This window comes from Mycobacterium sp. (genome assembly GCF_965230835.1).
Taxonomy (GTDB): Bacteria; Actinomycetota; Actinomycetes; order Mycobacteriales; family Mycobacteriaceae; genus Mycobacterium.
Genome location: NZ_CBDDLW010000002.1, coordinates 399,321 through 421,507 on the forward strand (window position 1 = coordinate 399,321; position 22,187 = coordinate 421,507).

The following is a 22,187-nucleotide window of genomic DNA, read 5'->3' on the forward strand; positions in this document are numbered from 1 at the left end:
GTTGGCGGCGTGTTTGGGCGCCCAGATGGGCAGGCTCGGCAGCGTCAGCTGGTTCTGAGCATGTTGGCAAGGTTGTCTTGGACTTGCTTCATCTCCCACGTGAGGTCGATTAGGTCGGCCGTTGCCGAATTCGACACCTCGACGAGAGCCTTGTTCATCTTCTCGAGCGCATCCCACTTTTGCTGTGCGGCTTGGCTCATTTGACCACCTGACGTACTTCTTAACGCAGCCTGAGCATCCCTTACCTGGGCTAAGGTGTTTTGAATCTTCCGCAGCACTTCTCGCATCTGCCGCGCTTTTTCATCCATCTCGCTGTAGTTGTACTCAAGAGCATTTGGGTCGCCGCCGGCCGAGGTCATCGGCCCCCCATTATGCTGAATCGACTCCAGTCGATTCTTTGCGTAAGCCTCGCGCAACCGATGCCCCTTAGCGATGGGCTCTAGCTTATTTATCCGCCGCTCCTCTATAGCCGCACGTCGGCGCAGTTCCCGCGCCTCATCCTGCTGTTTCCGCGACAGCTGACGATGCTCATCAAAGTCTTTTTGCAATTTTTCTTTTTTCTTAGTGCGCTGTTCTTCATGTTTTTTGTGAAGCTGCGCTTTCCCTAAGCCGTCCTCGACTTCTAAATCGGCGTGCCATTCGGAATCATGCGCTTTCGGCGTGGCTACTGTCATGGCTTTCACCACCACCGGATTGCCCATAATTGGCCCTATTATCGGGCGCTCCAAAAAACCTTTTACCCCATCTTTATCCGTAAAATTTCCCAGCAGCGGGTAATTGGCTTCCGCCTGAGCCATCCCTTCGCGGTAACCGGCCCTATGATCACGTATCGCACCCTCAGCCTTGCTGATTTGCCCACGCTCCCGTTGCGCCGCGTGTTCGTTATCCCTGGACTGCGTTTCTAAGCGTTCCGCTTTCCTCTCTAAATCCGCTTTTCTCCGCTGATGCTCCCGAATCTCTTGTTCGAGCTGTTTCGCTTTTTGCCCTTCCCGTATATAGCTGAGTTTATGCTCGTTCACCTCTTTCATTGAATCCGTGAGAGACGGCTTCTCGGAAGGTCTAGGGGTCAGAAAGCTCGGCGTATCAGCCATACGGGGATCGGGGCCAGGCGCCCCGAAGGGCTTCGAGTTCAAAAAACTCGGTGAATCCTGCGCCCAACTGGGAACCGGGTTCGACGGCTCAAATCGCGGCATATCTGGGGGGTCATTAAAAGCGCCCGAAATGCGCGGCGGCTCGAAAGACTGAGACGTCCAATCCGGTGCAGCAGCCGAGGCACCCCCAAGGTTCGGTTGATTCATCGAGTTCACCGCACCCGAGGTATTGGGCGAGATGGGATCGTGCAATGGCGCGGGAGCGTTTGGATCGTGAGTGACCAATTGATACCGGTCGTCAGGAACAGAGGGCCTGTTCCCTAACTCGGCTGGTACCGGGGGCTGGTTGCCCCCCGTCGTAGTTGTCGGTGCTTCGCTCCCCGTGACACTCGGTCCCGCCCCTGTCGCCGATGATGTGGGGACTGTTCCGGGCATTTTTGGGGAGCTGTTGGTGCCAGGGTGCGAATCCTGGAAAGGATTCAAGCTTGAAGATTTCTGCCCCGCGCCCCCAGGAGAATGCGGCCCATCGACAGAACCCCCGCCCGGAGGTTTCTGCCCCCCACCACCGCCAGTAGGCGAATCCTCGAATGGGTTCGGGGGTTTCTGTCCCCCACCCCCAGGACTATGCGGCCCATCGACAGAACCCCCGCCCGGAGGTTTCTGCCCCACATCAGCGTCAGTAGTCGAATCTTCAAGACCATCGAACGGATTCGTACTTACCTGCCCCGCACCGCTAGTAGGCGAATCTTCAAGACCATCGAACGGATTCGTACTTACCCGCCCCACATCAGCGTCAGTAGGCGAATCTTCAAGACCATCGAACGGATTCGTACTTTCCGGCCGCGCACCGCTAGTGGCGCCGACATGGCCGCCTTCGTCGGACGTCGAGTCCAGTAGTTCACTCGGTGAAGCGCTGGCAGTGGGGGGATGGTGCGAGAGCTGTGGCTCGTTCTGGAATGCTTGATGGTCGGCTTTGAGTTCATCGCGGTAACGCCCGGCCTGATCGGCGTTTACCTGTGCTACGTGCTGAGTTTCGGGGACCTTCTCGTGGCCATGTTTGGCCAGCTCTTCAAACTGTTGTTCTTTCTGCTGGTGTCGCCCGACCTGTTCGTCGCCATCGATCTTCGCTAGTTGGGCATGTTCAGACTTATAGCGATCAAGATCGCCGGTGGTCTGCTTATAGTGATCGGCCTCCTGACGCGAGTACTGCTCACGGTCTTCTAGCTGGTGCAGATGGTCAAGATCGTCCACCTTGCTCTGATAGAAATCAGCCTTCTGGCGGTGATTGACCTCAAGCATCCGCGCCTCGGAGCCAAGACGTCGGTGCTCTTCAGCGATTTTCAAAGCCTGGTCGCGATCCACAACAGGCGACCCTGACTGAAACTGGTCCGACTTCCCCACCCGGGCCAGATCGCTGTACTGGCGAAGCCGCTCAGGGTCGTCGGCTAGCCGGTGGTACTCCATCCCCCGCTTAAGGTGATGGTCGGCCTGCTCACGATATTGCTGTTCTAACCCCCGATGTTCTGTCCGCTGGTCATGAAGCCACTGCTCATAGTCCGGCAAAGGCTCCCCACGCACCGCTCCACCACCATTGGGTGATTGGGTGACAGCGGACCAGGCAATTCAGCTTCGGGCGAACCCAAGGATGACACCGTTTGCCCAACGTGAGCCTCCGATGGCACCGGCTGCCCAACGCCAGTTGGCAAAGTCTCGGGCGAAACACCAGGTGGTCCAGGGCCATGCATATTGCCCTCGGGCAAACCCGCCGATGACACCGGCGGCCCAGCAGGGGGAACAGTCTCAGGCGGACCACCAGGGGGCACAGGACCATTCACATTGCTCTCAGCCGAAACCGGCGACCCACCAGGGGGAACAGTCTCAGACGGACCACCAGGCGGAATAAGACCATTCCCATTACCCTCAGCCGAAACCGGCGGCCCACCAGGCGGACCACCGGGGGGCACAGGACCATTCACATTGCCCTCAGGCGAAACCGGCGGCTGCACCGACTGCCCGCCACCAGACGACACAGGATCAGGCGGACCGCCCACGAGCGAATCCGCCGATCCCACGGACTGCCCACCAGCTGGTGTCACAGTGTCAGGCGGAGCATTTTCCAGTGAATTCGCCGATGACAAAGGCCCCCCGCCATCGGTGGGGGGAAGCTTGTCCTGGTAACGCTGAGCCAGCCTGCTGTGGTCGTCGGCGAGTTCCCGCGCGTGCCCCTCTAAATCTCTGTTCCGCGCTGCCCAGGTCCGATAATTTTCCGCCCGCGTTTGATGTAGCGCTGCTTCACTCGGGTCGGACTGCGAAGCTAACCTGGTGTGGTAGTCGGCTTGCCGGTCATACTCGCCTGCCTGTCGCGCGTATTCGTCGGCCCGCCCATTGTGTTCGCTTGCTCTTTGCGAATGATACTGAACACGGTCTTGTCGATATTGTTGAAGGTCATTTTCGTGACGCTGCGCTTGGAGTTCACTTGCTTTCGCGCTCGCTAAGTTCTGATCGGCGTTCCATTTTTTGACGTCTGCACCAATCCGATAATTTTCCGCGAGACCGGGGTCATAGTTCTCCACGTCGCTGGGATTTGATGCGAGCTCGGCTTGAGACCTCAATGAGGCCTCTTGCTCTAAATAACTATTCGCCGCCTCCCTTTGCTCCTGCGCCTGTCTTGAATAGAAATCAGCTTGCTCCTGCGAGAAATATTCTTTTTGATCACCCGGAACCGACGGCCCATGCTCTTGCAGCTCTTGCAGGGAGTCCTGGTGATGCTGAGCATGGCTGCTGTGCTCTCTTTCCTGCAACTGAGCCTGAGATGCACGCGTCTTTTGTTCATCTATCAGGGGACGGTAGGTGTCGGCATACTCGGGCCGGTCACGAGCTTGCTGCTCGTAGTAGGCAGTCCGGTCAGTGTGATATTTGTAATTTTCGGCGCCTTCCTGCGCCTGTTTCGTGTGGTAATCGAACTGCTCCTGATGCAGCTCGGATTGGCTGGAGTAGGTTGGCGGGACGCGGCTTTCGACCGGATTATGCGCCGATTCTTCTATACTAGACTCATGAAAGCCCGATTCGAGATTGCCGGCAGGATTATGCTGCAAAGAGTTCGGCGGTAGATCACTATCCAACTGACCCGAAGGTAGATCACTGGCCGGCGGGCTCGAAGGTAGGCCGCTGTCGGGTTGGTCCGACGGTAGACCACCGCGAGTTAGAATACCGTCCGGCGGGACGGTGGGTGGATCACCGCCTGGCGGGCCTGGAGGCGGCAATTCAGAAGGCGTTCGGGAACCAATACCACCCGGTTTGTCTCCAAAACTGGTATCAATGGTTTCAATCCGACTAATCTGATCCCGCAACTTGGCCAGATCCCTGTCGAAGTCCTCTAGATCAGGAAGCGGTGGCGGCCCACCGCTCGGCGGCTCTAGAGGCGTTCGGGAACCAAAGCCACCCGGCTCGTCGTCAAAGAGGTCGTAGAGTTCATGCCCCGGCGGAATAGCCGTCAGGGGGTTCCTTGGTTCCTCGAAAGATTGCGTGATATCGGCAGTGTCTGGCGGATCAACACCCTTACGGCCATAAAAACTGTCGGCTTGCTCGCCAGCCTCGCGAGCAGCCTCGCGATGCTCAGCCGCGGTCGCCCGCGCCTTCTCAGCCTGGTCTCGAAAAAAATCGCGCTGGTCGTATGGGTCTATTCTGTCCGCGAGTGCATCTTCGGCGAGATTTTTGGTTACGACGTCATGCCATTCAACGCCCTTCCTAGGCAAGTGAAATTCTTCGTCATCACGCCATAGGGAATCTACCTTAAATTCTCGCTCTTCCCACCATGCTGGCTCGACCTTCTCCGTCCGCAAAAGATGGCCACCTTCTGCAGCATAGTCGCGACCGCCGCCGGACAGATAATCGCGATATACCTCATCTTTATATCCATAGTAGTCTTCATGACGCCATGGACGTCCCGCACTATCTAAAAGCGGCCTACCTTCGCTATCTAAAACTGGAGCATTTTTTGCATCTTCAATCGCTTGGCGAGCTTCCTGCGGGGATTTCTGCGGGACATCGAATCTTTCTATTCTCTTTTTTCCGTTGTCATCGAATTCAACAACATCTTGATATCTAGGAAGATCGGGGCCCCTTTCTGCCAATTTTTGGAATTTTTCAAGGGATTCAGGATTGTTATATTTGTCATCAAAAGCGCGCCCCAGCGTGTCCCACTCTTCAGCATGTCTGTCCGCGAGTTCTGCCCGCTCGAGATGAAACTTCTGATCGTCCCGAGCCATCTCCTGATAAGTCGATAGTTGCTCATTCGTCGCACCTTCAGCGAGCTTTTCGTAATTCCACTTGGGAGGCGCTCCCGGCTTATCCGGATCGTATTTAAGCAGATCCATATCATCGATACGCCTGGGAACCTCGTTGGCTCTAGCTATATCGACATTGTCGAGGTCCGGTGAATCTTCGGCGCGTTGGAAATATGTGTCTGCTTGTTTTTGAAGCCTAAGACGCTCCGCAATATCCGGATGGCTTCTAGCCATTTCTGGCGTTAACTCGTCCGGTAACGGCCGACGGGAGTCTACCGGTATATCACGGTAATGATTGTCGAAATAGTCGTCGCCGGATAGCGCCCTAGGATCGGGACGCGTCGACCTACTAGCCTGGCGATAATCCTCTTCAGGAATAAGGTCCGGATGTAACTGAGAATGAAGATCTTTGATCTCGCCGTCGAGGTTGTAATCGCGGTCAACTCTCCGATATTCATCCCATAACGGGCCTGATTTAGGCTTGCCCGCGCTCTCCCAAGCGTTCCGTACACGGTCGATATTGGCATGAGCATATGCACGGTCTTGTAGCCGATCTCGCAAATTATCGAATGCGGCTCGCTGCATCCGTTGGTATTCTTCGTCGATTTGGGCGAGCGAAAGATACCTATCCGCGAAGCCTTTGGCCTTCTGCCTATACAGCGCAGCCCAATCCGGTGGGACATAGCTCACAGGCGGAGTCTACCGTGGCTCAAGACTCACGCTCAACACGTACAAGAATCCAAACGAACAAGATCAACGCCACCCGGGTCCGGTTTCATCTGGGTGCGCAGGTGTTGTCGCACACGACAATTCAATGTCGTCTCACATCGGGCTCTGGACGTCAGACGATGCGTCTACGAGGCCGGTCTGAGGTTCACCGTCGGTGCACACGGTATGAAAGCGCCGATCGATCTGGCATCTCATTTCCCTTGAAACGGTGACGTGTTCACCGACAGGCAGATCTGTTGCCACCAGCCAGCCGCGGGCCTGGTCCTCATCACCACGATCAAACAACGACGGCCTTCGCGATCCGCCACACCACCAGGACGTTGGCACCCTAGAACCCAGCACCCCAACGACAAATCCTGGCTTACCTCGGTATCTCCCGACCACGAAACCACGCCAAGCGTCCTACCTTGGAGGCGATTGCCGCACCCCGCCTTTCACTGATACGACCGCCGATGCCCGATACCACCCCGTTGAGGAGACGCCCCACCGATGCGCATTCTTCTAGCTAACGTGAACACCACGAGATCGATTACTGAGAAGATGGCGAACCACGCGGCCTCCGTGGCAGCTCCTGGCACCGAGATCGTTCCCATGACCCCGCTGTTTGGAGCAGAATCCATTGAGGGCAACTACGAAAGCTACCTTGCCGGTGTCGCAGTCATGGAAACCGTTCGGTCCTACCCTGGCGAATTCGACGCCGTAATCCATGCTGGCTATGGTGAACACGGGCGCGAAGGCCTGCAGGAACTTCTCGAAGTGCCCGTGGTGGACATCACCGAGGCATCAGCGAGCACCGCGATGTATCTCGGCCGTCAATACTCAGTGGTGACCACCCTTGACCGAACGGTTCCTCTTATCGAAGACCGACTCAAACTGGCCGGCTTGGACGCCCGGTGCGCATCCGTCCGCGCAAGCGGGCTTACGGTATTGGAACTCGACCAAGACGATCCGCGATATGCCATCGACGCGATTGTTCAACAGATCGAACACGCTGTCCTACAAGACAAGGCCGAGGTTGCCGTGCTCGGGTGTGGCGGGATGTCGCGGCTGAACAGCGCGATCCGCGGTCGCGTAAACATTCCACTCGTTGACGGTGTCCTCGCCGCGGTAACGATTGCTGAATCGCTAGTGCGGCTGGGGCTTACCACGTCCAAAGCCCGCACCTACGCCGCGCCGCAGCCCAAGGCTTTCACAGCTTGGCCGCCACACTGACCGTTTCAACACACCGTTTGACTGACCCCGGCCCCTAATATGCCCTGTTCGTAGCGAAGCCCGAAACCCCGCCGATGCGAACGTTTCGGCTTCTGCGCAGACCTGAGCTAGTCAATGGCGCCTCGTCAAAGAGGCTCTTTCCCGAACTGAAGTCCGGCTGGGTTTGCGCGGCACGCTGACGTGCCATGTTGAGCCCGAAAGTCCAAACGGTCATGGGCCTTTTGCGTGTTCAATCGCGAGTGCCGATATCAGCTTGCTCATACTGGCCATGAGACGGTCGTGGGGAAACTCATTGGGTTGGGTGAGCAGGAGTCGACCCGCGTCCCACACTGTGGCCAGAATCTGGTACGCGACAAGCTCAAAATCGGTGTTCGGGTCAAGTTCCTGCGCGGCCCGAAGGATTTCCTTTAGTTGGCCTGCCAGAGTGCTGCGACCACGTTCGACGCGTCGGTGGAAAGCTGGAGTGCCGCTATCGGCAACAACATAGATTGCCCGCCATCGCTTCGGGGCTTCGGCCACAGCTTTGAGGTAGGCGTCGAATATGCCGATGATCGATGCCACGAGATCACCTTGAGCGGCGGCGGGAGGCGCGCCGGCAATCTGAGCCAGGGCACGCTTTTCCTCGCGGTCAAGCGAGGCACGCAAGAGGTCGTTGGTATCGGCGAAGTGGGCATAGACAACCGGGCGTGTGACGCCGGCGCGACGAGCGACGCTGTCCATGCTGACCACGCCGATTCCGTCGGTATCGATGAGGTCTAGCACCACATCGAGGAGTTGTTCACGCCGCTGTTCCGGGGTCATCCGTGCGGCGTAGGGCCGGTTGCGCCGCGTCGCGACCTGCGCCATTCCCTTGCCCCCTGACCTGCTACGTGGCGTGTGCCCACCGCGCCTTCGTTTGAGCCTTCGTTGCAAAGCTACACAACTGTAGCTATGGTACTGCAACCAATAGCTACAGTTGTGTAGCTTTCGGCGAGGAGGTTAGGTGACCACAACCGCGTCAGGGCGGTACTGCATCATCGGGGCCGGATACGCCGGAAACGGCATCGCTCGGGCATTTCGGCAAGCCGGGATCGCCTACGACCACTTCGAAGCGACCGGTGCGATCGGCGGCAATTGGTCCCACGGCGTCTATGACTCAACGCATCTGATCAGCTCCAAGAAGTCCACACAGTACGTCGAATATCCGATGCCCGGCGACTATCCGACGTTCCCCAGCCGCGACCAGATGCTGCGCTACCTCAACGACTACGTCGATCATTTCCGCTTGCGCGAGAACATCGAATTCGACTGCGCGGTGGTCCAGGTACGACCGCTGGACCGCACTGGATTGGCCGGCTGGTCGGTGCGGCTGGCCTCCGGGGAAGTGCGAACTTACACCGGAGTGGTCGTCGCCAATGGCCATCACTGGCAACGCCACATCCCCAACTATCCGGGCGTGTTCAGCGGGCGACAGCTGCATTCCAAGGACTACAAGCGACCCGCCGATCTCGGCGAAGGGGGTCGAGTTCTGGTGGTAGGTGCCGGTAATTCGGCCAGCGATCTAGCCGTAGAGGCGGCGACCACATTCGGTCGCGCCGATATCTCCATGCGTGGGGGCTACTGGTTCATCCCGAAAACGATGTTCGGCATCCCATCTTCGGAGCTGGATCGAGTGTGGGTTCCGCAGGCGGTGCAGCGACCCATACTCAAGCTTCTGTTGCGCTTGTCGTACGGCTCGTACCAGCGTTACGGACTCGAGCGCCCCAACCATGAGTTGTTCACCAAGGACGTGACGGTGAAGGTCGCGTCTCATCGCTGGTGTAAATGGTCACGGGCGTAGGTTCCGTCGCAACCGACGAAAGCTATGAAGGAGGGGCTACGCCCGTGACCAAGCGAGTATCGCCGATTGAGCGTGTGCGTGTTGAGATGGATCAGTTGTTCGCCGCGACCGAGCGGCCGTTGACCGAGATTTTGGAGGAGGTCGGGCGGTTATCGGTGCGTCTGGTGTTTCAGGTCGCCGTGGAGGCCGAGGTAGAAGCAGTGTTGGGCCGAGCCCGTCACCAGCGTCGGGTTCAGGACGGCCCGGGCGGGTACCGCAATGGGTATCAACCGCCGGCGACGGTGAAGACCACGATGGGCTCGGTCGAATTATGCCGCCCGAAACTACGCGACACCGACGAGCGGTTCTGTTCGCGGCTATTCGGTGCCGGGGTGACGCGCACCCACGCTCTGGAGGCGTTGGTGATTTCGGGATGGGTGCGCGGTTTGTCGGATCGCGACATCGAGGCCGCGTTGGCCGAGGTGCTGGGCTCGCAGGCGGCGTTGTCGCGCTCGACGGTGAGCCGGATTTGTGCGGCCATCAAAGACGAGTTCGCTGCGTGGTCGTCTCGACGCCTTGATGAGCTGGTGTTGGACTACCTGTTCTTGGATGCCTCGAACTTTCGGATGCATCCCAACGCCCCGGCCGAGCCGGTGCTGGCCGCCTGGGGCATCTGCACCGACGGCAAGCCCCTGTTTATTGGGCTGGCCCCAGCCGCAGCGGAGTCGGCTGATGCGTGGGCCGACTTCTTGGCTGACCTGAGGAACCGGGGACTACGCCCGCCGCTACTGGGCATCTCCGACGGGGCGCCGGGCCTGATCGCCGCATGGGAGACCACGTTTCCGGCAAGCCTGCGTCAGCGGTGTCTGATCCATCGCTGCCGTAACGTCATCGCCAAGACACCTGTCGCGGTCCAGGACGAGATCAAAGCCGCGTTCTGGTCGATCTTCGATGACATTGACCAGCCACCCGGCCAGCAGGCCGTGGATGAAGCCACCCGCCGCGCCGAGGAGTTCACCACCACATACCGCGGGCTCTACCCAGCCGCGGTCGCTTGCCTGGCCAACGACTTCGCCTCGCTGAGCGTGCATTTGCGCTTCCCCCGCCAACACTGGACACGCATCCGCCATTCCAACCTCATCGAACGCACCTTCGGAGAATCCCGTCGCCGGGTCAAGGTCATCGGCCGCCTACCCGGCGAAACCAGCTGTCTGTCGCTGGTATGGGCCGTCCTCGACCGCGCCAGCCGCGGCTGGCGCGGAGTCACCCAAACATCAGCGACCAGCCGCCACCTCCAAGAACTACGCCACCAACTGCTCGAGCCACCCCGCCCACTGCATCCCCCCACCACAACAACCACGACCGACACCACCGCCGCGTAACATGACCACCAGGAACATGCGCCCAGCGTTTTTACACCAGTCCTAAGACGCCACCACGGTGAACTCATCGCTGATGTACGCGTTGCTGCACGGTACCGTCGCCCGGCGGGTGGAGATATCCCGGCTTGACGGCGCTACAGTGCATTTCGCCGACGGCAGCGCCCGCGAGTACGACACCATCGTATGGGCGACCGGCTACCGCACCCGATTCCCGTTCTTGGACGAATCACTATTCGTCTGGGAGAACAACAATCCGCTACTCATCGAGCACGTACTAGTACCGCGATACGCCAACATCTACCTGTGGGGCCTGGTGGCACCGAGGTCCGGTGCGGGCCGCATCATCTCCCACGGCGCAGACTTCGTAGCCGAACTCGTCGATATGGGTCGCGTCTCATCGCTGGTGTAAATGGTCACGGGCGTAGGTTCCGTCGCAACCGACGAAAGCTATGAAGGAGGGGCTACGCCCGTGACCAAGCGAGTATCGCCGATTGAGCGTGTGCGTGTTGAGATGGATCAGTTGTTCGCCGCGACCGAGCGGCCGTTGACCGAGATTTTGGAGGAGGTCGGGCGGTTATCGGTGCGTCTGGTGTTTCAGGTCGCCGTGGAGGCCGAGGTAGAAGCAGTGTTGGGCCGAGCCCGTCACCAGCGTCGGGTTCAGGACGGCCCGGGCGGGTACCGCAATGGGTATCAACCGCCGGCGACGGTGAAGACCACGATGGGCTCGGTCGAATTATGCCGCCCGAAACTACGCGACACCGACGAGCGGTTCTGTTCGCGGCTATTCGGTGCCGGGGTGACGCGCACCCACGCTCTGGAGGCGTTGGTGATTTCGGGATGGGTGCGCGGTTTGTCGGATCGCGACATCGAGGCCGCGTTGGCCGAGGTGCTGGGCTCGCAGGCGGCGTTGTCGCGCTCGACGGTGAGCCGGATTTGTGCGGCCATCAAAGACGAGTTCGCTGCGTGGTCGTCTCGACGCCTTGATGAGCTGGTGTTGGACTACCTGTTCTTGGATGCCTCGAACTTTCGGATGCATCCCAACGCCCCGGCCGAGCCGGTGCTGGCCGCCTGGGGCATCTGCACCGACGGCAAGCCCCTGTTTATTGGGCTGGCCCCAGCCGCAGCGGAGTCGGCTGATGCGTGGGCCGACTTCTTGGCTGACCTGAGGAACCGGGGACTACGCCCGCCGCTACTGGGCATCTCCGACGGGGCGCCGGGCCTGATCGCCGCATGGGAGACCACGTTTCCGGCAAGCCTGCGTCAGCGGTGTCTGATCCATCGCTGCCGTAACGTCATCGCCAAGACACCTGTCGCGGTCCAGGACGAGATCAAAGCCGCGTTCTGGTCGATCTTCGATGACATTGACCAGCCACCCGGCCAGCAGGCCGTGGATGAAGCCACCCGCCGCGCCGAGGAGTTCACCACCACATACCGCGGGCTCTACCCAGCCGCGGTCGCTTGCCTGGCCAACGACTTCGCCTCGCTGAGCGTGCATTTGCGCTTCCCCCGCCAACACTGGACACGCATCCGCCATTCCAACCTCATCGAACGCACCTTCGGAGAATCCCGTCGCCGGGTCAAGGTCATCGGCCGCCTACCCGGCGAAACCAGCTGTCTGTCGCTGGTATGGGCCGTCCTCGACCGCGCCAGCCGCGGCTGGCGCGGAGTCACCCAAACATCAGCGACCAGCCGCCACCTCCAAGAACTACGCCACCAACTGCTCGAGCCACCCCGCCCACTGCATCCCCCCACCACAACAACCACGACCGACACCACCGCCGCGTAACATGACCACCAGGAACATGCGCCCAGCGTTTTTACACCAGTCCTAAGACGCCACCTCGATATGCAACGCCTGTTCCCTATCCCCTTATCGGATCTGGTCGCCACCCGAGTACCGGCACGCAGCTCGATGCTGGCCGGCTCGGCGGAGATTCTCCACCGAATCAAGATGCTTCGACGTTCGTTGCGCTGGTATGCCCGGCTCGGCCGTCTCATCGGCGGAGGGCTGGCCGTCCGCGCCCTGCCCGGATGCCCGGCTGCCGCCGAATCCAGCACAACCAACCCGAGAGAACGCCGGCACGCACGCATGCCGCAACCAGCCGACTGCGCGGAGTCCATGGCATGACGCTGCCCAGTCCCACCCGGCGCAATTGCGCCGTCATCACCGGCGCGTCCTCCGGCATCGGCGAGGCGCTTGCAGAAGGACTTGCGCGCCGCGGTTACTCGTTGATCCTGGTTGCGCGCCGCGCGAATCGGCTGCAGAAACTGGCCGACCGGCTCGGCGACGAACATGGCGTCTGCACCGAGATCCGTGGCTGCGACCTGGTCGATCGCGGCGCGCGGGCCGAACTCACCGATGACCTGGCCACCCGCGATGTCGCGATCTTGTGCAACAACGCCGGTTTCGCCACCTATGGGAACCTCGCGCGGCTGAATCAGCAACAAGAGATCAGCGAGGTGGAGCTGAACTGTGTAGCGGTGCACCAGCTCACCCTGGCCGTGTTGCCTGCCATGGTCGAACGCAAAGGCGGCGCAATCCTGATCACCGGCTCCACCGCAGGCAATCAACCCGGTCCCGGCAATACCACCTACGCCGCGACGAAGGCCTTCGCCAACACTTTCGCCGAGTCCTTACACACCGAACTCTCCGGCACCGGCGTCACCTGCACACTGCTAGCGCCCGGCCCGGTCCGCACCGAATTCGGCCAGGTTGCCGGACTGGCGAATCTGGAACGGCTGCTCCCGAATCCCCTATGGGTAAGCGCCCCGCAGGCCGCGGATGCGGCAATCGCGGCCATGGCCAAAGGCAAGCGTCGAGTAGCGCCGGGCGCGTTCGCCAAGGCGCAGACCTTGGGCGGCCAGTACACCCCACGGGCCATCATCGGACCGCTACTGCACAAGGTCTACGGAAAGGTCACGTGATGCAGTGGCAACCGCCGATCCGCAGCGGCGGCCGAAGGCTCGGTGATGATCTTCGCCGGGCGTTCACGCTGGCCGACCCGCGCCACACCTTGTACCGCAACGCGCACTATTTCACGGCCACAGTCGAAGTAGATCCTGACCAGATGCAGCCCTGGATGCCGCCGGGCGTGCGGCTGGCCGATCCGCCTCGCGCGGACGTCTTCACGGCGTTCTTCCCAGACTGCAATTTCGGGTCGGTCTATCACGAGGCCGGGCTGTTCGTGCACATCAAGGCCGGCCGAAAGATCGGGATCCATTGCCCGTGGATGATCCTCGACGACGATGTAGCCCTGATCCTCGGGCGGGAACTGCTCGGCTACCCGAAAAAGCTCGGGGAAATCGAATGGCGGCTGACCGATACCGAGATCCGCGCCGACGCTACCCGGCGAGGCCAGAAATTGATCTCAATGAACGGATATCTCGGGGAAACCCTCACCGCCGGGCCCCCGATCTTAGGCCGCCCACACCGCAATGTCGCAGGCCTGGCTGGGCTTTTCGTACCTTGGGTATTGGCCTTCACCCCGACCGAGAAACCGATCGAGGTGCGACGCGTCGACGACTTCGTGCTGCGGATCGACGGCTGCGAACGTGATCCGCTCGACAAGATGGGTCTGGGTCACGTGATCGAGGCGCGGCTGCACCGTGTCGATCTTTCCGCGGGAATGCCGCCTATTCCGATCCGCCCACTAACTCCGCTGTTCACTGTGACGCGCTTACGACCGAGAGTGCTCTGACACGATGACTGACATACTCAACCAACCTGTCGAACTTCCCTGCGGCGCGACACTACCCAACCGTGTCGTCAAGGCCGGCATGAGTGAGCAGCTGGCCGCCCGGAACGGGAGCGTCACCGACGATCTTCTGAAGCTTTATGCGACCTGGACGCGCAGCGGGGCTGCACTGTTGATCACCGGCAACGTGATGATCGACCGAACCAGTCTGGTAGAACCTCGCAACGTCATCGTGGACACCGCCGCCGCCTCACCTGGATTGCGGAGTTGGGCCGAGACCGTACATCAGACCGGCACCAAGTTGTGGATTCAGATCAACCATCCGGGCCGGGTGTCCACAGTGCCGTTTACGTGTCGCCCCGTCGGCCCGTCTGCGTTACGCGAACCCGTGCCCGGCTTCAGTTTCCGAAAGCCACGTGAACTGTCGGGTATCGAGATCCAGCAGCTCATTGCCCGCTACGCACGCACAGCCGCCCTCGCGGTGGAAGCCGGGTTCGACGGCGTACAGATCCATGCCGCGCACGGTTTTCTGCTGTCACAGTTTCTGTCCCCGCTGGCCAATACCCGCACCGACCGGTACGGCGGTAGCGCGGCAGGGCGACGCCGCATACTGCTCGAGGCTGTGGCCGCCGTTCGCGAAGCCGTCGGGCCGGCAACACCTGTGACAGTCAAGCTCAACTCAGCCGACTTCCAGCACGGCGGTTTGAACGAAGACGAATCCCTAGATGTCGCACGGGCACTCGCCGATTCCGGGATCGATCTGCTGGAGATCTCCGGCGGAAATTACGCCATGCCAGCAATGGAAGGCGTCGCCCACCGCGGCACTACCGGCGGCTACTTCCTGCGCTACGCCACTCGAATCCGAGGCGCGGTGCCCATTCCGCTCATGATTACCGGTGGGATGCGCACTCGCGCCGCCATGGAGCGGGCCTGCGCCGAAGGGATCGACATGATTGGAATTGCCCGCCCGATGGCGTTTGTGCCCGACTATCCCGCCCGCATTCTGGCGAGCGAGCGTGAGCCGCTACTGCCCCGCGGGCCGCGCGCCACCGGTTACCGCCCCTTGGACGGGTATCTCCAATTGGCCACCCACAACCACCAGTTCCACCGCATGGCCGCCGGGTTCGCCCCAGGACGTACCGCCGGATTCGCCACAGTTGCTAAAGCACTGGTGCGTATCGGCGTTGCGGCGGCAACCCAGGTTGTTGTCCCCGGCAAGTAGTCGACTGTAGGTCAGTCGTCGTCCAGCGCGGCCAGCACTTCGTCCGACAACTCGATGTTGGTCCATACGTTCTGCACGTCGTCGCTATCTTCCAGGGCCTCGACGAGCCTAAAAACCTTTCGGGCACCGTCGATATCGACCGCAACACTGACTGAAGGCTGAAAGCTGGCCTCAGCGGATTCGTAGTCGATGCCGGCATCCTGGAGCGCCATGCGAACCGCCACCAGATCACCAGGCTCCGAGATGACCTCGAAGCTGTCCCCCAGATCGTTGACGTCCTCAGCGCCAGCCTCTAGTACCGCGGTCAGCACGTCGTCTTCGCTCAGCCCGTTCTTTTCCAATGTCACCACGCCTTTACGGGAGAACAGGTAAGACACGGACCCCGGATCGGCCATGGCGCCGCCACCACGTGTCATCGCCACCCGCACCTCACTAGCCGCGCGGTTGCGATTGTCGGTAAGACACTCAATCAGCACCGCCACACCATTGGGTGCGTAGCCTTCGTAGGTGATAGTCTGCCAGTCCGCGCCACCGGCCTCCTCGCCCGCACCCCGTTTACGAGCACGTTCGATGTTCTCGTTGGGCACAGAACTCTTCTTGGCCTTCTGGATCGCATCGTAGAGCGTCGGGTTGCCCCCTGGGTCGCCACCACCGACGCGGGCCGCGACCTCTACGTTCTTGATCAACCGAGCGAACATCTTGCCGCGACGGGCGTCGATGACCGCCTTCTTATGCTTGGTGGTGGCCCACTTAGAATGGCCGCTCATCGCCGTCCTTACCTCAAATCTTCTGTAGTTGTGGCCAGACGAGTCTACGTGGATAGCCGATCGCAGCGAATGTCACGCCGGCTCAGCCCTACCGCTGGCCTCTGACGATATCGACGAACAACTGGTGAACGCGGCGGTCGCCAGTCACCTCCGGGTGAAACGCGGTTGCCAGCACAGGCCCCTGCCGCACCGCGACAATGTGGCCTCCGGTCCGCGCCAATACCTGCACACCGTCACCGGCCCGCTCAACCCACGGTGCCCGGATGAAAACCCCACGTACCGGATCATCGAGACCGGCAACCACGATATCGCCTTCAAAAGAGTCAACCTGACGCCCAAATGCATTTCGCCGCACCGTCATATCAATCGCGCGCAGTGGCAGCGCCGCGCGGCCGTTGGCGCCAGCGTCCAGGATCTCGCTGGCCAGCAGGATCATCCCGGCGCACGCGCCATAAGCGGGTAGTCCTTCGGCCAGCCGCGCACGCAATGGCTCCAGCAAATCCAAATCAAGCAGCAGGTGGCTGATTGTGGTGGATTCCCCACCGGGAATCACCAGCGCATCCACCGCGTCAAGCTCGTCGCGGCGTCGCACCGGCATCGGGTAGGCCCCGGATTCGCGCAGTGCGGCCAGGTGCTCCCGAGTATCACCTTGCAGGGCCAGAACACCGACCCGCGGGGCGCTCACTGCCCACTCGCTGAAACGTCAGCCGGCTGCTCGCGCAAATAGCGGGTCAGCCCCTCCTGCATCACCGCCGCGACCATCGCGCCGCTTCTGTCGAAAATCTTGCCTTGGGTCAGAGCGCGGCCAGCCTGCGCGGACGGCGATGACTGATCGTAGAGCAGCCATTCGTCGGCGCGGAACGGTCGCATGAACCACAGCGCATGATCGAGCGAGGCGACCTGCAGATCGTCGCGTTCCTCCGGGTGGATCGACCACGCCGTACCCAGCAACGTCAGATCGCTCATGTAGGCCAGCGCGCAGATGTGCAGCACCGGATCGTCGGGGAGCCGGTCGCGGTGGCGGAACCACACCTGTTGCTGGGCGGCCTTGCCGGATCTGGGCACCAGTAGATTCTGCGGCACCCTGCGCAGTTCCCATTCCGCGAACTGCTTGAAACCCTCGCCGTCGAACGCCTTCATGCCGATGACTTCGGGCAGCTCCTCAGGATCCGGGGCCGGAGGCATCTCGTCTTGGTGGGTGACACCCTCCTGAACAGTCTGAAACGACGCCGACATGTCAAATATGATGCGGCCGTGTTGCAGAGCGCTGACCCGACGGGTGCAGTAGGAGCCGCCGTCACGGACCCGCTCGACCATAAAGACCGTCGGCGCCATGGGGTCGCCCGGCAGCAAGAAATACCCGTGCAACGAGTGCACCTGGTAACGCTCGTCGACCGTCCGCACCGCGGACACCAGCGACTGACCCGCCACCCGCCCACCGAAGGTCCGAGTACGGTTTTCGCCGCTTACATCGACCACACCGCCCCGGAAAATATCGATCTCAAGCTGTTCGAGAGCAAGAATTTCCTGGATCGCCATGCAGATCGGTTACCAGCCGCGCTCAGCGAGCCGGTGTGGCACAGCGATCTCCTCCACGTTGATGCCCACCATCGCCTCGCCCAGCCCACGCGACACTTTGGCCAGCACGTCTGGGTCATCGTAGAACGTGGTGGCCTTGACAATCGCGGCCGCACGGTGCTCGGGAGCACCGGACTTGAAGATCCCCGAACCAACGAACACGCCCTCGGCGCCGAGCTGCATCACCATCGCCGCGTCGGCCGGAGTCGCGATACCCCCGGCGGTGAACAACGTGACGGGCAACTTGCCCGACCGAGCCACCTCGACAACAAGCTCGTAAGGCGCTTGCAACTCCTTTGCCGCGACGAACAACTCGTCCTCGGATAACGACGTCAGCCGACGGATCTCACCACCGATGGCCCGCATATGCGTTGTGGCGTTGGAAACATCACCGGTACCGGCCTCGCCCTTGGAACGAACCATCGCCGCGCCCTCGCCAATGCGCCGCAACGCCTCACCTAGATTGGTCGCACCACACACGAACGGCACAGTGAATTTCCATTTGTCGATGTGATGACCGTAGTCGGCCGGCGTCAACACCTCGGACTCGTCGATGTAGTCCACCCCGAGGCTCTGCAGGATCTGCGCCTCAACGAAATGTCCAATCCGGGCTTTGGCCATCACCGGGATAGTGACCGCGGCAATGATGCCCTCGATCATGTCCGGGTCGCTCATCCGCGACACCCCGCCCTGGGCCCGGATATCAGCCGGCACCCGTTCCAGCGCCATCACCGCGACTGCCCCGGCGCCCTCGGCGATACGAGCCTGTTCCGGAGTGACGACGTCCATAATGACGCCGCCCTTCAGCATTTCGGCCATACCGCGCTTGACGCGCGCGGTGCCCGTCTGGCTGGCAGCCGACCTCAACGGCTGGTCCTTGCTCGACGGTGCCCCACCCGAGGGATACGACTGAGCCCCATTTGATTGGGCGGCGCTGTCCACTTAACCGTTCTCCTTCACCCTGATACCGCAACCAGTCTAGTAGTGACCTGTCGGCGAGTTTTCGCAGCTCTCCTCGCCCTGCGCGAGGCTGACACGGCGGCTATCCCAACCGGTTAGCCGCCGCAGCTGCTTTGGCGCCCAGTTGGGCGAATCTGGTACCCGATTGGGTTCGGCACCCGCCGGCACGTGGGATGATTTTGCCGTAGACGGCGTCGAAATCGGCCCTCGTGACAGAGCGCTTTAGCGCGGGTCGCTCGAAAAGTTGGGCGCGAATCGCTGACGTGTCCAGGTTGGTAGGAACCTCACGATCCTTTGCGATCATCCGGCCAGGCGCGCATTAGTGAATCGGCACCGGGGCATGCCCCAAACGCACTCCGCCGGCAGCAGCTGAGTCGTCGATCACTTGGTTGGCTGCCGGCAACAGATCGCCGAGTTGCAGCGGGTATACCAACTCGCCGGCAGCGGCGAGTTCAGCGATGTCGTTTGCATCGCACCAGCGAGCACGGTGAATACAGCGGCGCTCCAGTTCAGCACGCTCTGCGACTGGCAGCTCGAACCGACGAGTCCGGTACACCAGGTAAAACTCCTCGCTATCGATCATCGAGCCGTTGAATTCAAACACCTCGTCACGGCGCCAGATGGGTCCAACGAGGTCAGCTGGTTCCACCCGCAAGCCGGTTTGATCGGCCAACTCACGTGCGCCGGCCTCGGCCAATCGCTCACCGTGACGCACCGGTCCGCCGATGGTGAACCACCATCGTGGTGTGGCACCGTCCCGCGAGGCCGGATTCGCCGAACCCACTCGACACATCAGTAACACCGCACCGCTATCGTTCAGCAGCACCACTCGCGCCGAGGTGCGGTGGTTGAGCACGCGGTGATCGCCATGTGCGAGGGCGTGGGGCCGCTCGGCGATTTCAAAATAGGTAGGCAACGTTGCGGTCCCACCGAGCCGCAGGCCACGCACAACAGGTCGCCCGCCAAGCGCGATTGTGTCACGGACCGCGTCGTTGTGAAATCGGCGGGCCAGCAGCAGCCGGGCTTCGGCGTCGGCCAACTCGGCGATCAGTGCCGCCGGCAACGACACCGGGTCGACCAGTGCCAGCGCGGCCGACAGCTCGTTTTCGGCGTTCTCGCGCTCATTCCGTGCGGCGCACTCCGCGGCATCGGCCAGAGCGGCTAGTCGCCGACCCTCGGGAGAACCGCCGTACGCGTCGACCGCGACCGCACGCGCCACCACCGCTCGCCGCGCGAGCGCACCGTCCAGCGCCTGCCAAGACAGGTCATAGCGAACATTGAGACGGTTCAGCCGATTGGCAGTTTGGTAACCCCAGGCGCCGACCCCAACCAGCGCAACCGCCAGCGTCGCGATGGCTACAACCAGCCACATCATCAGCTGGCTACTTGGACCTTGACGCCGGCACCGGCCACCGTCTCGTACACCCGCATGATCTGGCTGGCCACCACCGACCAATCGTACCGGCGGACCGCTTCGGAACCGGCCGCCAGATAACGCTCCCGCACGACGTCGTTCTCGAGCACCGAGATAAGGGCCTCAGCTAGCGCTGCGCCATCATCGACTGGCACCAAGCTGCCAAACTCACCGTCACCTAGCACTCGCCGGAAGGCATCCAGGTCACTGGCAACCACCGGGGTTCCGGCAGCCATCGCCTCAACGAGGACGATTCCGAAACTCTCGCCGCCGGTGTTGGGCGCACAATAGACGTCGGCGCTGCGCATCGCCGACGCCTTCGCCGCATCATCGACCTGCCCCAAGAAGCGCAGGTGTTCCACCAATCCGCCTGCTTGACTGCGTAATTGGTCCTGGTCACCGCGTCCAACGATCATTAGCTGCACATCCGGGAAGTGTTCCACCACCTTGGGCAGCGCTGCGAGCAGAACCGCAATGCCCTTGCGGGGCTCGTCATAGCGCCCCAGAAACAGCACCGTCTTCCCGGCCCGTGGATATCCGTCTAGCCGCGGAGCAGCGGCGAAGGAATCGACGTCGACCCCGTTGGGGATCTCCACAGCGTCGGATCCGAGCGCCTCCATCTGCCAGCGCCGAGCCAGATCCGACACCGCGATCCGACCGACGATCTTTTCGTGCATCGGCCGCAGAATGCCCTGGAATACCGACAACGTCAGCGACTTGGTAGTCGAGGTATGAAATGTCGCCACAATCGGACCCTCAGCGATGTTTAGGGCCAGCATCGACAGGCTCGGCGCATTGGGCTCGTGCAGGTGTAACACATCGAAATCACCCTGCAGAAGCCATTTTCTGACCTTTCGGTGAGTCGCTGGGCCGAAGCGCAGCCTCGCTACCGAACCGTTGTAGGGAATCGGGACGGCCTTACCACCCGAAACGACATAGTCGGGCAACGCTGCATGCGGCGAAGCCGGCGCCAGAACACTGACCGAGTGCCCGCGCATACGCATCACCTCAGCCAACTGCAACACGTGCGACTGGACCCCGCCCGGAACATCGAACGAGTACGGGCAGATCATGCCGATCCGCATCAGACTTTCCTCACGGGGATTCCAGGTGCGCCCGCCGGGCATCAGAGAGATCTGCCAACCACTGCGGCTGCAGCATGTGCCAGTCCTCGGGATGGGCCGCGATGTTCTCCGCGAACTGGTTTGCCAACGCCTGGGTGATCACGCCGACGTCGCCGCTGGCACACTCCAGCTCCGGATGCACGCTGAAACCCCAGCCTGCGCCCTCAAACCAGCAATGCGCGGGCAGCAGCGCGGCCCCCGTCTCAATCGCCAGCTTGGCCGGCCCAGCCGGCATCCGGGTGGCCTCGCCGAAAAAGTCAACCTGAACACCGGTCCTGGTGAGGTCGCGCTCGGCCATCAGACACACCACGCGGTTGTCCCGCAACCGCTCACACAAAACCGCGAAAGGCGGTTGAGAACCACCGGACAGCGGCAGCACCTCAAAACCAAGTCCCTCGCGGTAGTCGATAAAGCGCCGGTAGAGCGACTCGGGCTGGAGGCGCTCCGCGACGGTAGTGAAGGTGCCATACATCTGCGCTAGCCACATTCCGGCCATATCCCAGTTGCCGCTGTGCGGCAATGCCACCACGACACCACGGCCCGCGTCCAAAGCCGCGTCCAGATTGTCGATCCCGTGGAACGAGTCACAAAGCTCTCGGGCAACCCTGGAGTGGTTCATCGTCGGCAGCCGAAAGGCCTCCCGCCAGTAACGGCCGTAGGAAGCCAACGAGGCGCGCATCAACGAGTCCGGCACGTAGCCGGGACGCACACCCAGCACCCGAGCCAGGTTCTTACGCAGCTGCTCTGGCCCCCCGCGACGGGCCGCGTAGCGCGCCCCGGCGTCGAAAGCGTTACGCGCGGCAAATTCAGGCATCGCCCGAACAGCCGCCCAACCGGCCGCATACGCCCAGTCCGTCGGCGCACGCGGGGTAAGGCGGCTCAGCAAGCGGCGAGGCGCCTCAATGACCTTCCGGCCCGCGGACGTCGGG

The 22,187-nt window shown here is 61.5% G+C and carries 19 protein-coding genes; 9 read left to right on the forward strand and 10 right to left on the reverse strand.

The features are described from left to right. Positions 1-44: 44 nt before the first annotated feature. On the reverse strand, positions 45-2,654 hold the full coding sequence (locus tag ACO07W_RS02280) for a hypothetical protein (RefSeq protein WP_421840391.1): 2,610 nt from the start codon (positions 2,652-2,654) through the stop codon (positions 45-47). Continuing rightward, positions 2,600-6,067 (reverse strand): hypothetical protein, encoded by a 3,468-nt coding sequence (locus ACO07W_RS02285; RefSeq protein WP_421840393.1) that lies wholly within the window; start codon positions 6,065-6,067, stop codon positions 2,600-2,602. The genes ACO07W_RS02280 and ACO07W_RS02285 overlap by 55 nt, the downstream gene beginning before the upstream one ends. A gap of 528 nt (positions 6,068-6,595) precedes the next feature. Between ACO07W_RS02285 and ACO07W_RS02290 the strand changes: the two genes are divergently transcribed. Further along, positions 6,596-7,318, forward strand: coding sequence for an aspartate/glutamate racemase family protein (locus tag ACO07W_RS02290; protein ID WP_421840395.1), 723 nt, complete (start codon positions 6,596-6,598; stop codon positions 7,316-7,318). Between the two features lie 210 nt (positions 7,319-7,528). Here the strand turns inward: ACO07W_RS02290 and ACO07W_RS02295 are convergent, their stop codons facing one another. Next, the gene (locus ACO07W_RS02295; protein ID WP_421840397.1) at positions 7,529-8,119 is read right to left on the reverse strand and encodes a TetR/AcrR family transcriptional regulator; all 591 of its coding nucleotides are present in this window, start codon (positions 8,117-8,119) and stop codon (positions 7,529-7,531) included. Between the two features lie 181 nt (positions 8,120-8,300). Here ACO07W_RS02295 and ACO07W_RS02300 point away from each other — a divergent pair, with 181 nt between their 5' ends. The 8 genes from ACO07W_RS02300 (at position 8,301) to ACO07W_RS02335 (ending at position 15,415) form a co-directional block, all read left to right on the forward strand. Continuing rightward, on the forward strand, positions 8,301-9,137 hold the full coding sequence (locus tag ACO07W_RS02300) for a flavin-containing monooxygenase (protein ID WP_421840399.1): 837 nt from the start codon (positions 8,301-8,303) through the stop codon (positions 9,135-9,137). 86 nt (positions 9,138-9,223) lie between these two features. Continuing rightward, entirely contained in the window at positions 9,224-10,498 is a 1,275-nt protein-coding gene (locus ACO07W_RS02305) for an IS256 family transposase (protein WP_421840071.1), read from the forward strand. Positions 10,499-10,556: 58 nt separating this feature from the next. Next, positions 10,557-10,907: a hypothetical protein gene (locus ACO07W_RS02310; RefSeq protein WP_421840401.1), complete on the forward strand. Its 351-nt coding sequence runs from the start codon at positions 10,557-10,559 to the stop codon at positions 10,905-10,907. A gap of 102 nt (positions 10,908-11,009) precedes the next feature. After that, positions 11,010-12,284, forward strand: coding sequence for an IS256 family transposase (locus ACO07W_RS02315; RefSeq protein ID WP_421840071.1), 1,275 nt, complete (start codon positions 11,010-11,012; stop codon positions 12,282-12,284). Between the two features lie 60 nt (positions 12,285-12,344). After that, a complete protein-coding gene (locus tag ACO07W_RS02320) occupies positions 12,345-12,626 on the forward strand; it encodes a hypothetical protein (protein ID WP_421840403.1) in 282 nt (93 codons plus the stop codon). Next, positions 12,623-13,423 carry an SDR family NAD(P)-dependent oxidoreductase gene (locus tag ACO07W_RS02325; protein WP_421840405.1) on the forward strand — a complete coding sequence of 267 codons (801 nt, stop codon included), beginning with the start codon at positions 12,623-12,625 and terminating at the stop codon, positions 13,421-13,423. Before ACO07W_RS02320 ends, ACO07W_RS02325 begins: the two co-directional genes overlap by 4 nt. Continuing rightward, complete coding sequence (locus ACO07W_RS02330) at positions 13,423-14,196, forward strand: acetoacetate decarboxylase family protein (RefSeq protein WP_421840407.1); 774 nt, start codon at positions 13,423-13,425, stop codon at positions 14,194-14,196. The genes ACO07W_RS02325 and ACO07W_RS02330 overlap by 1 nt, the downstream gene beginning before the upstream one ends. A gap of 4 nt (positions 14,197-14,200) precedes the next feature. Next, a complete protein-coding gene (locus tag ACO07W_RS02335) occupies positions 14,201-15,415 on the forward strand; it encodes an NADH:flavin oxidoreductase (protein ID WP_421840409.1) in 1,215 nt (404 codons plus the stop codon). 11 nt (positions 15,416-15,426) lie between these two features. Here the strand turns inward: ACO07W_RS02335 and ACO07W_RS02340 are convergent, their stop codons facing one another. From ACO07W_RS02340 to ACO07W_RS02370, 7 genes are all read right to left on the reverse strand, one after another. Next, positions 15,427-16,182: a YebC/PmpR family DNA-binding transcriptional regulator gene (locus ACO07W_RS02340; protein WP_421840411.1), complete on the reverse strand. Its 756-nt coding sequence runs from the start codon at positions 16,180-16,182 to the stop codon at positions 15,427-15,429. A gap of 88 nt (positions 16,183-16,270) precedes the next feature. Continuing rightward, the gene (gene pdxT / locus ACO07W_RS02345) at positions 16,271-16,867 is read right to left on the reverse strand and encodes a pyridoxal 5'-phosphate synthase glutaminase subunit PdxT (RefSeq protein ID WP_421840413.1); all 597 of its coding nucleotides are present in this window, start codon (positions 16,865-16,867) and stop codon (positions 16,271-16,273) included. Continuing rightward, a complete protein-coding gene (locus tag ACO07W_RS02350) occupies positions 16,864-17,721 on the reverse strand; it encodes an acyl-CoA thioesterase II (protein ID WP_421840415.1) in 858 nt (285 codons plus the stop codon). The genes pdxT and ACO07W_RS02350 overlap by 4 nt, the downstream gene beginning before the upstream one ends. A gap of 9 nt (positions 17,722-17,730) precedes the next feature. Further along, positions 17,731-18,627: a pyridoxal 5'-phosphate synthase lyase subunit PdxS gene (pdxS, locus tag ACO07W_RS02355; RefSeq protein ID WP_421845775.1), complete on the reverse strand. Its 897-nt coding sequence runs from the start codon at positions 18,625-18,627 to the stop codon at positions 17,731-17,733. A gap of 412 nt (positions 18,628-19,039) precedes the next feature. Continuing rightward, positions 19,040-20,095, reverse strand: a complete 1,056-nt coding sequence (locus tag ACO07W_RS02360) for an NUDIX hydrolase (protein ID WP_421840417.1) — start codon at positions 20,093-20,095, stop codon at positions 19,040-19,042. Next, a complete protein-coding gene (locus ACO07W_RS02365; protein ID WP_421840419.1) occupies positions 20,095-21,219 on the reverse strand; it encodes a glycosyltransferase family 4 protein in 1,125 nt (374 codons plus the stop codon). Before ACO07W_RS02365 ends, ACO07W_RS02360 begins: the two co-directional genes overlap by 1 nt. Before the next feature lie 10 nt (positions 21,220-21,229). Beyond that, positions 21,230-22,162 carry a phosphatidylinositol mannoside acyltransferase gene (locus ACO07W_RS02370; protein ID WP_421845777.1) on the reverse strand — a complete coding sequence of 311 codons (933 nt, stop codon included), beginning with the start codon at positions 22,160-22,162 and terminating at the stop codon, positions 21,230-21,232. Positions 22,163-22,187 lie beyond the last annotated feature (25 nt).

What these genes read in the sequence shown, in the direction of transcription:
- ACO07W_RS02325 (WP_421840405.1), top strand. Translation starts at nt 12,623, where the DNA reads ATGACGCTGCCCAGTCCCACCCGGCGCAATTGCGCCGTCATCACCGGC.
- ACO07W_RS02320 (WP_421840403.1), top strand. Translation starts at nt 12,345, where the DNA reads ATGCAACGCCTGTTCCCTATCCCCTTATCGGATCTGGTCGCCACCCGA.
- ACO07W_RS02330 (WP_421840407.1), top strand. Translation starts at nt 13,423, where the DNA reads ATGCAGTGGCAACCGCCGATCCGCAGCGGCGGCCGAAGGCTCGGTGAT.
- ACO07W_RS02315 (WP_421840071.1), top strand. Translation starts at nt 11,010, where the DNA reads ATGGATCAGTTGTTCGCCGCGACCGAGCGGCCGTTGACCGAGATTTTG.
- ACO07W_RS02360 (WP_421840417.1), bottom strand. Translation starts at nt 20,095, where the DNA reads ATGATGTGGCTGGTTGTAGCCATCGCGACGCTGGCGGTTGCGCTGGTT.
- ACO07W_RS02365 (WP_421840419.1), bottom strand. Translation starts at nt 21,219, where the DNA reads ATGCGGATCGGCATGATCTGCCCGTACTCGTTCGATGTTCCGGGCGGG.
- ACO07W_RS02335 (WP_421840409.1), top strand. Translation starts at nt 14,201, where the DNA reads ATGACTGACATACTCAACCAACCTGTCGAACTTCCCTGCGGCGCGACA.
- ACO07W_RS02295 (WP_421840397.1), bottom strand. Translation starts at nt 8,119, where the DNA reads ATGACCCCGGAACAGCGGCGTGAACAACTCCTCGATGTGGTGCTAGAC.
- ACO07W_RS02305 (WP_421840071.1), top strand. Translation starts at nt 9,224, where the DNA reads ATGGATCAGTTGTTCGCCGCGACCGAGCGGCCGTTGACCGAGATTTTG.
- ACO07W_RS02290 (WP_421840395.1), top strand. Translation starts at nt 6,596, where the DNA reads ATGCGCATTCTTCTAGCTAACGTGAACACCACGAGATCGATTACTGAG.
- ACO07W_RS02350 (WP_421840415.1), bottom strand. Translation starts at nt 17,721, where the DNA reads ATGGCGATCCAGGAAATTCTTGCTCTCGAACAGCTTGAGATCGATATT.
- ACO07W_RS02340 (WP_421840411.1), bottom strand. Translation starts at nt 16,182, where the DNA reads ATGAGCGGCCATTCTAAGTGGGCCACCACCAAGCATAAGAAGGCGGTC.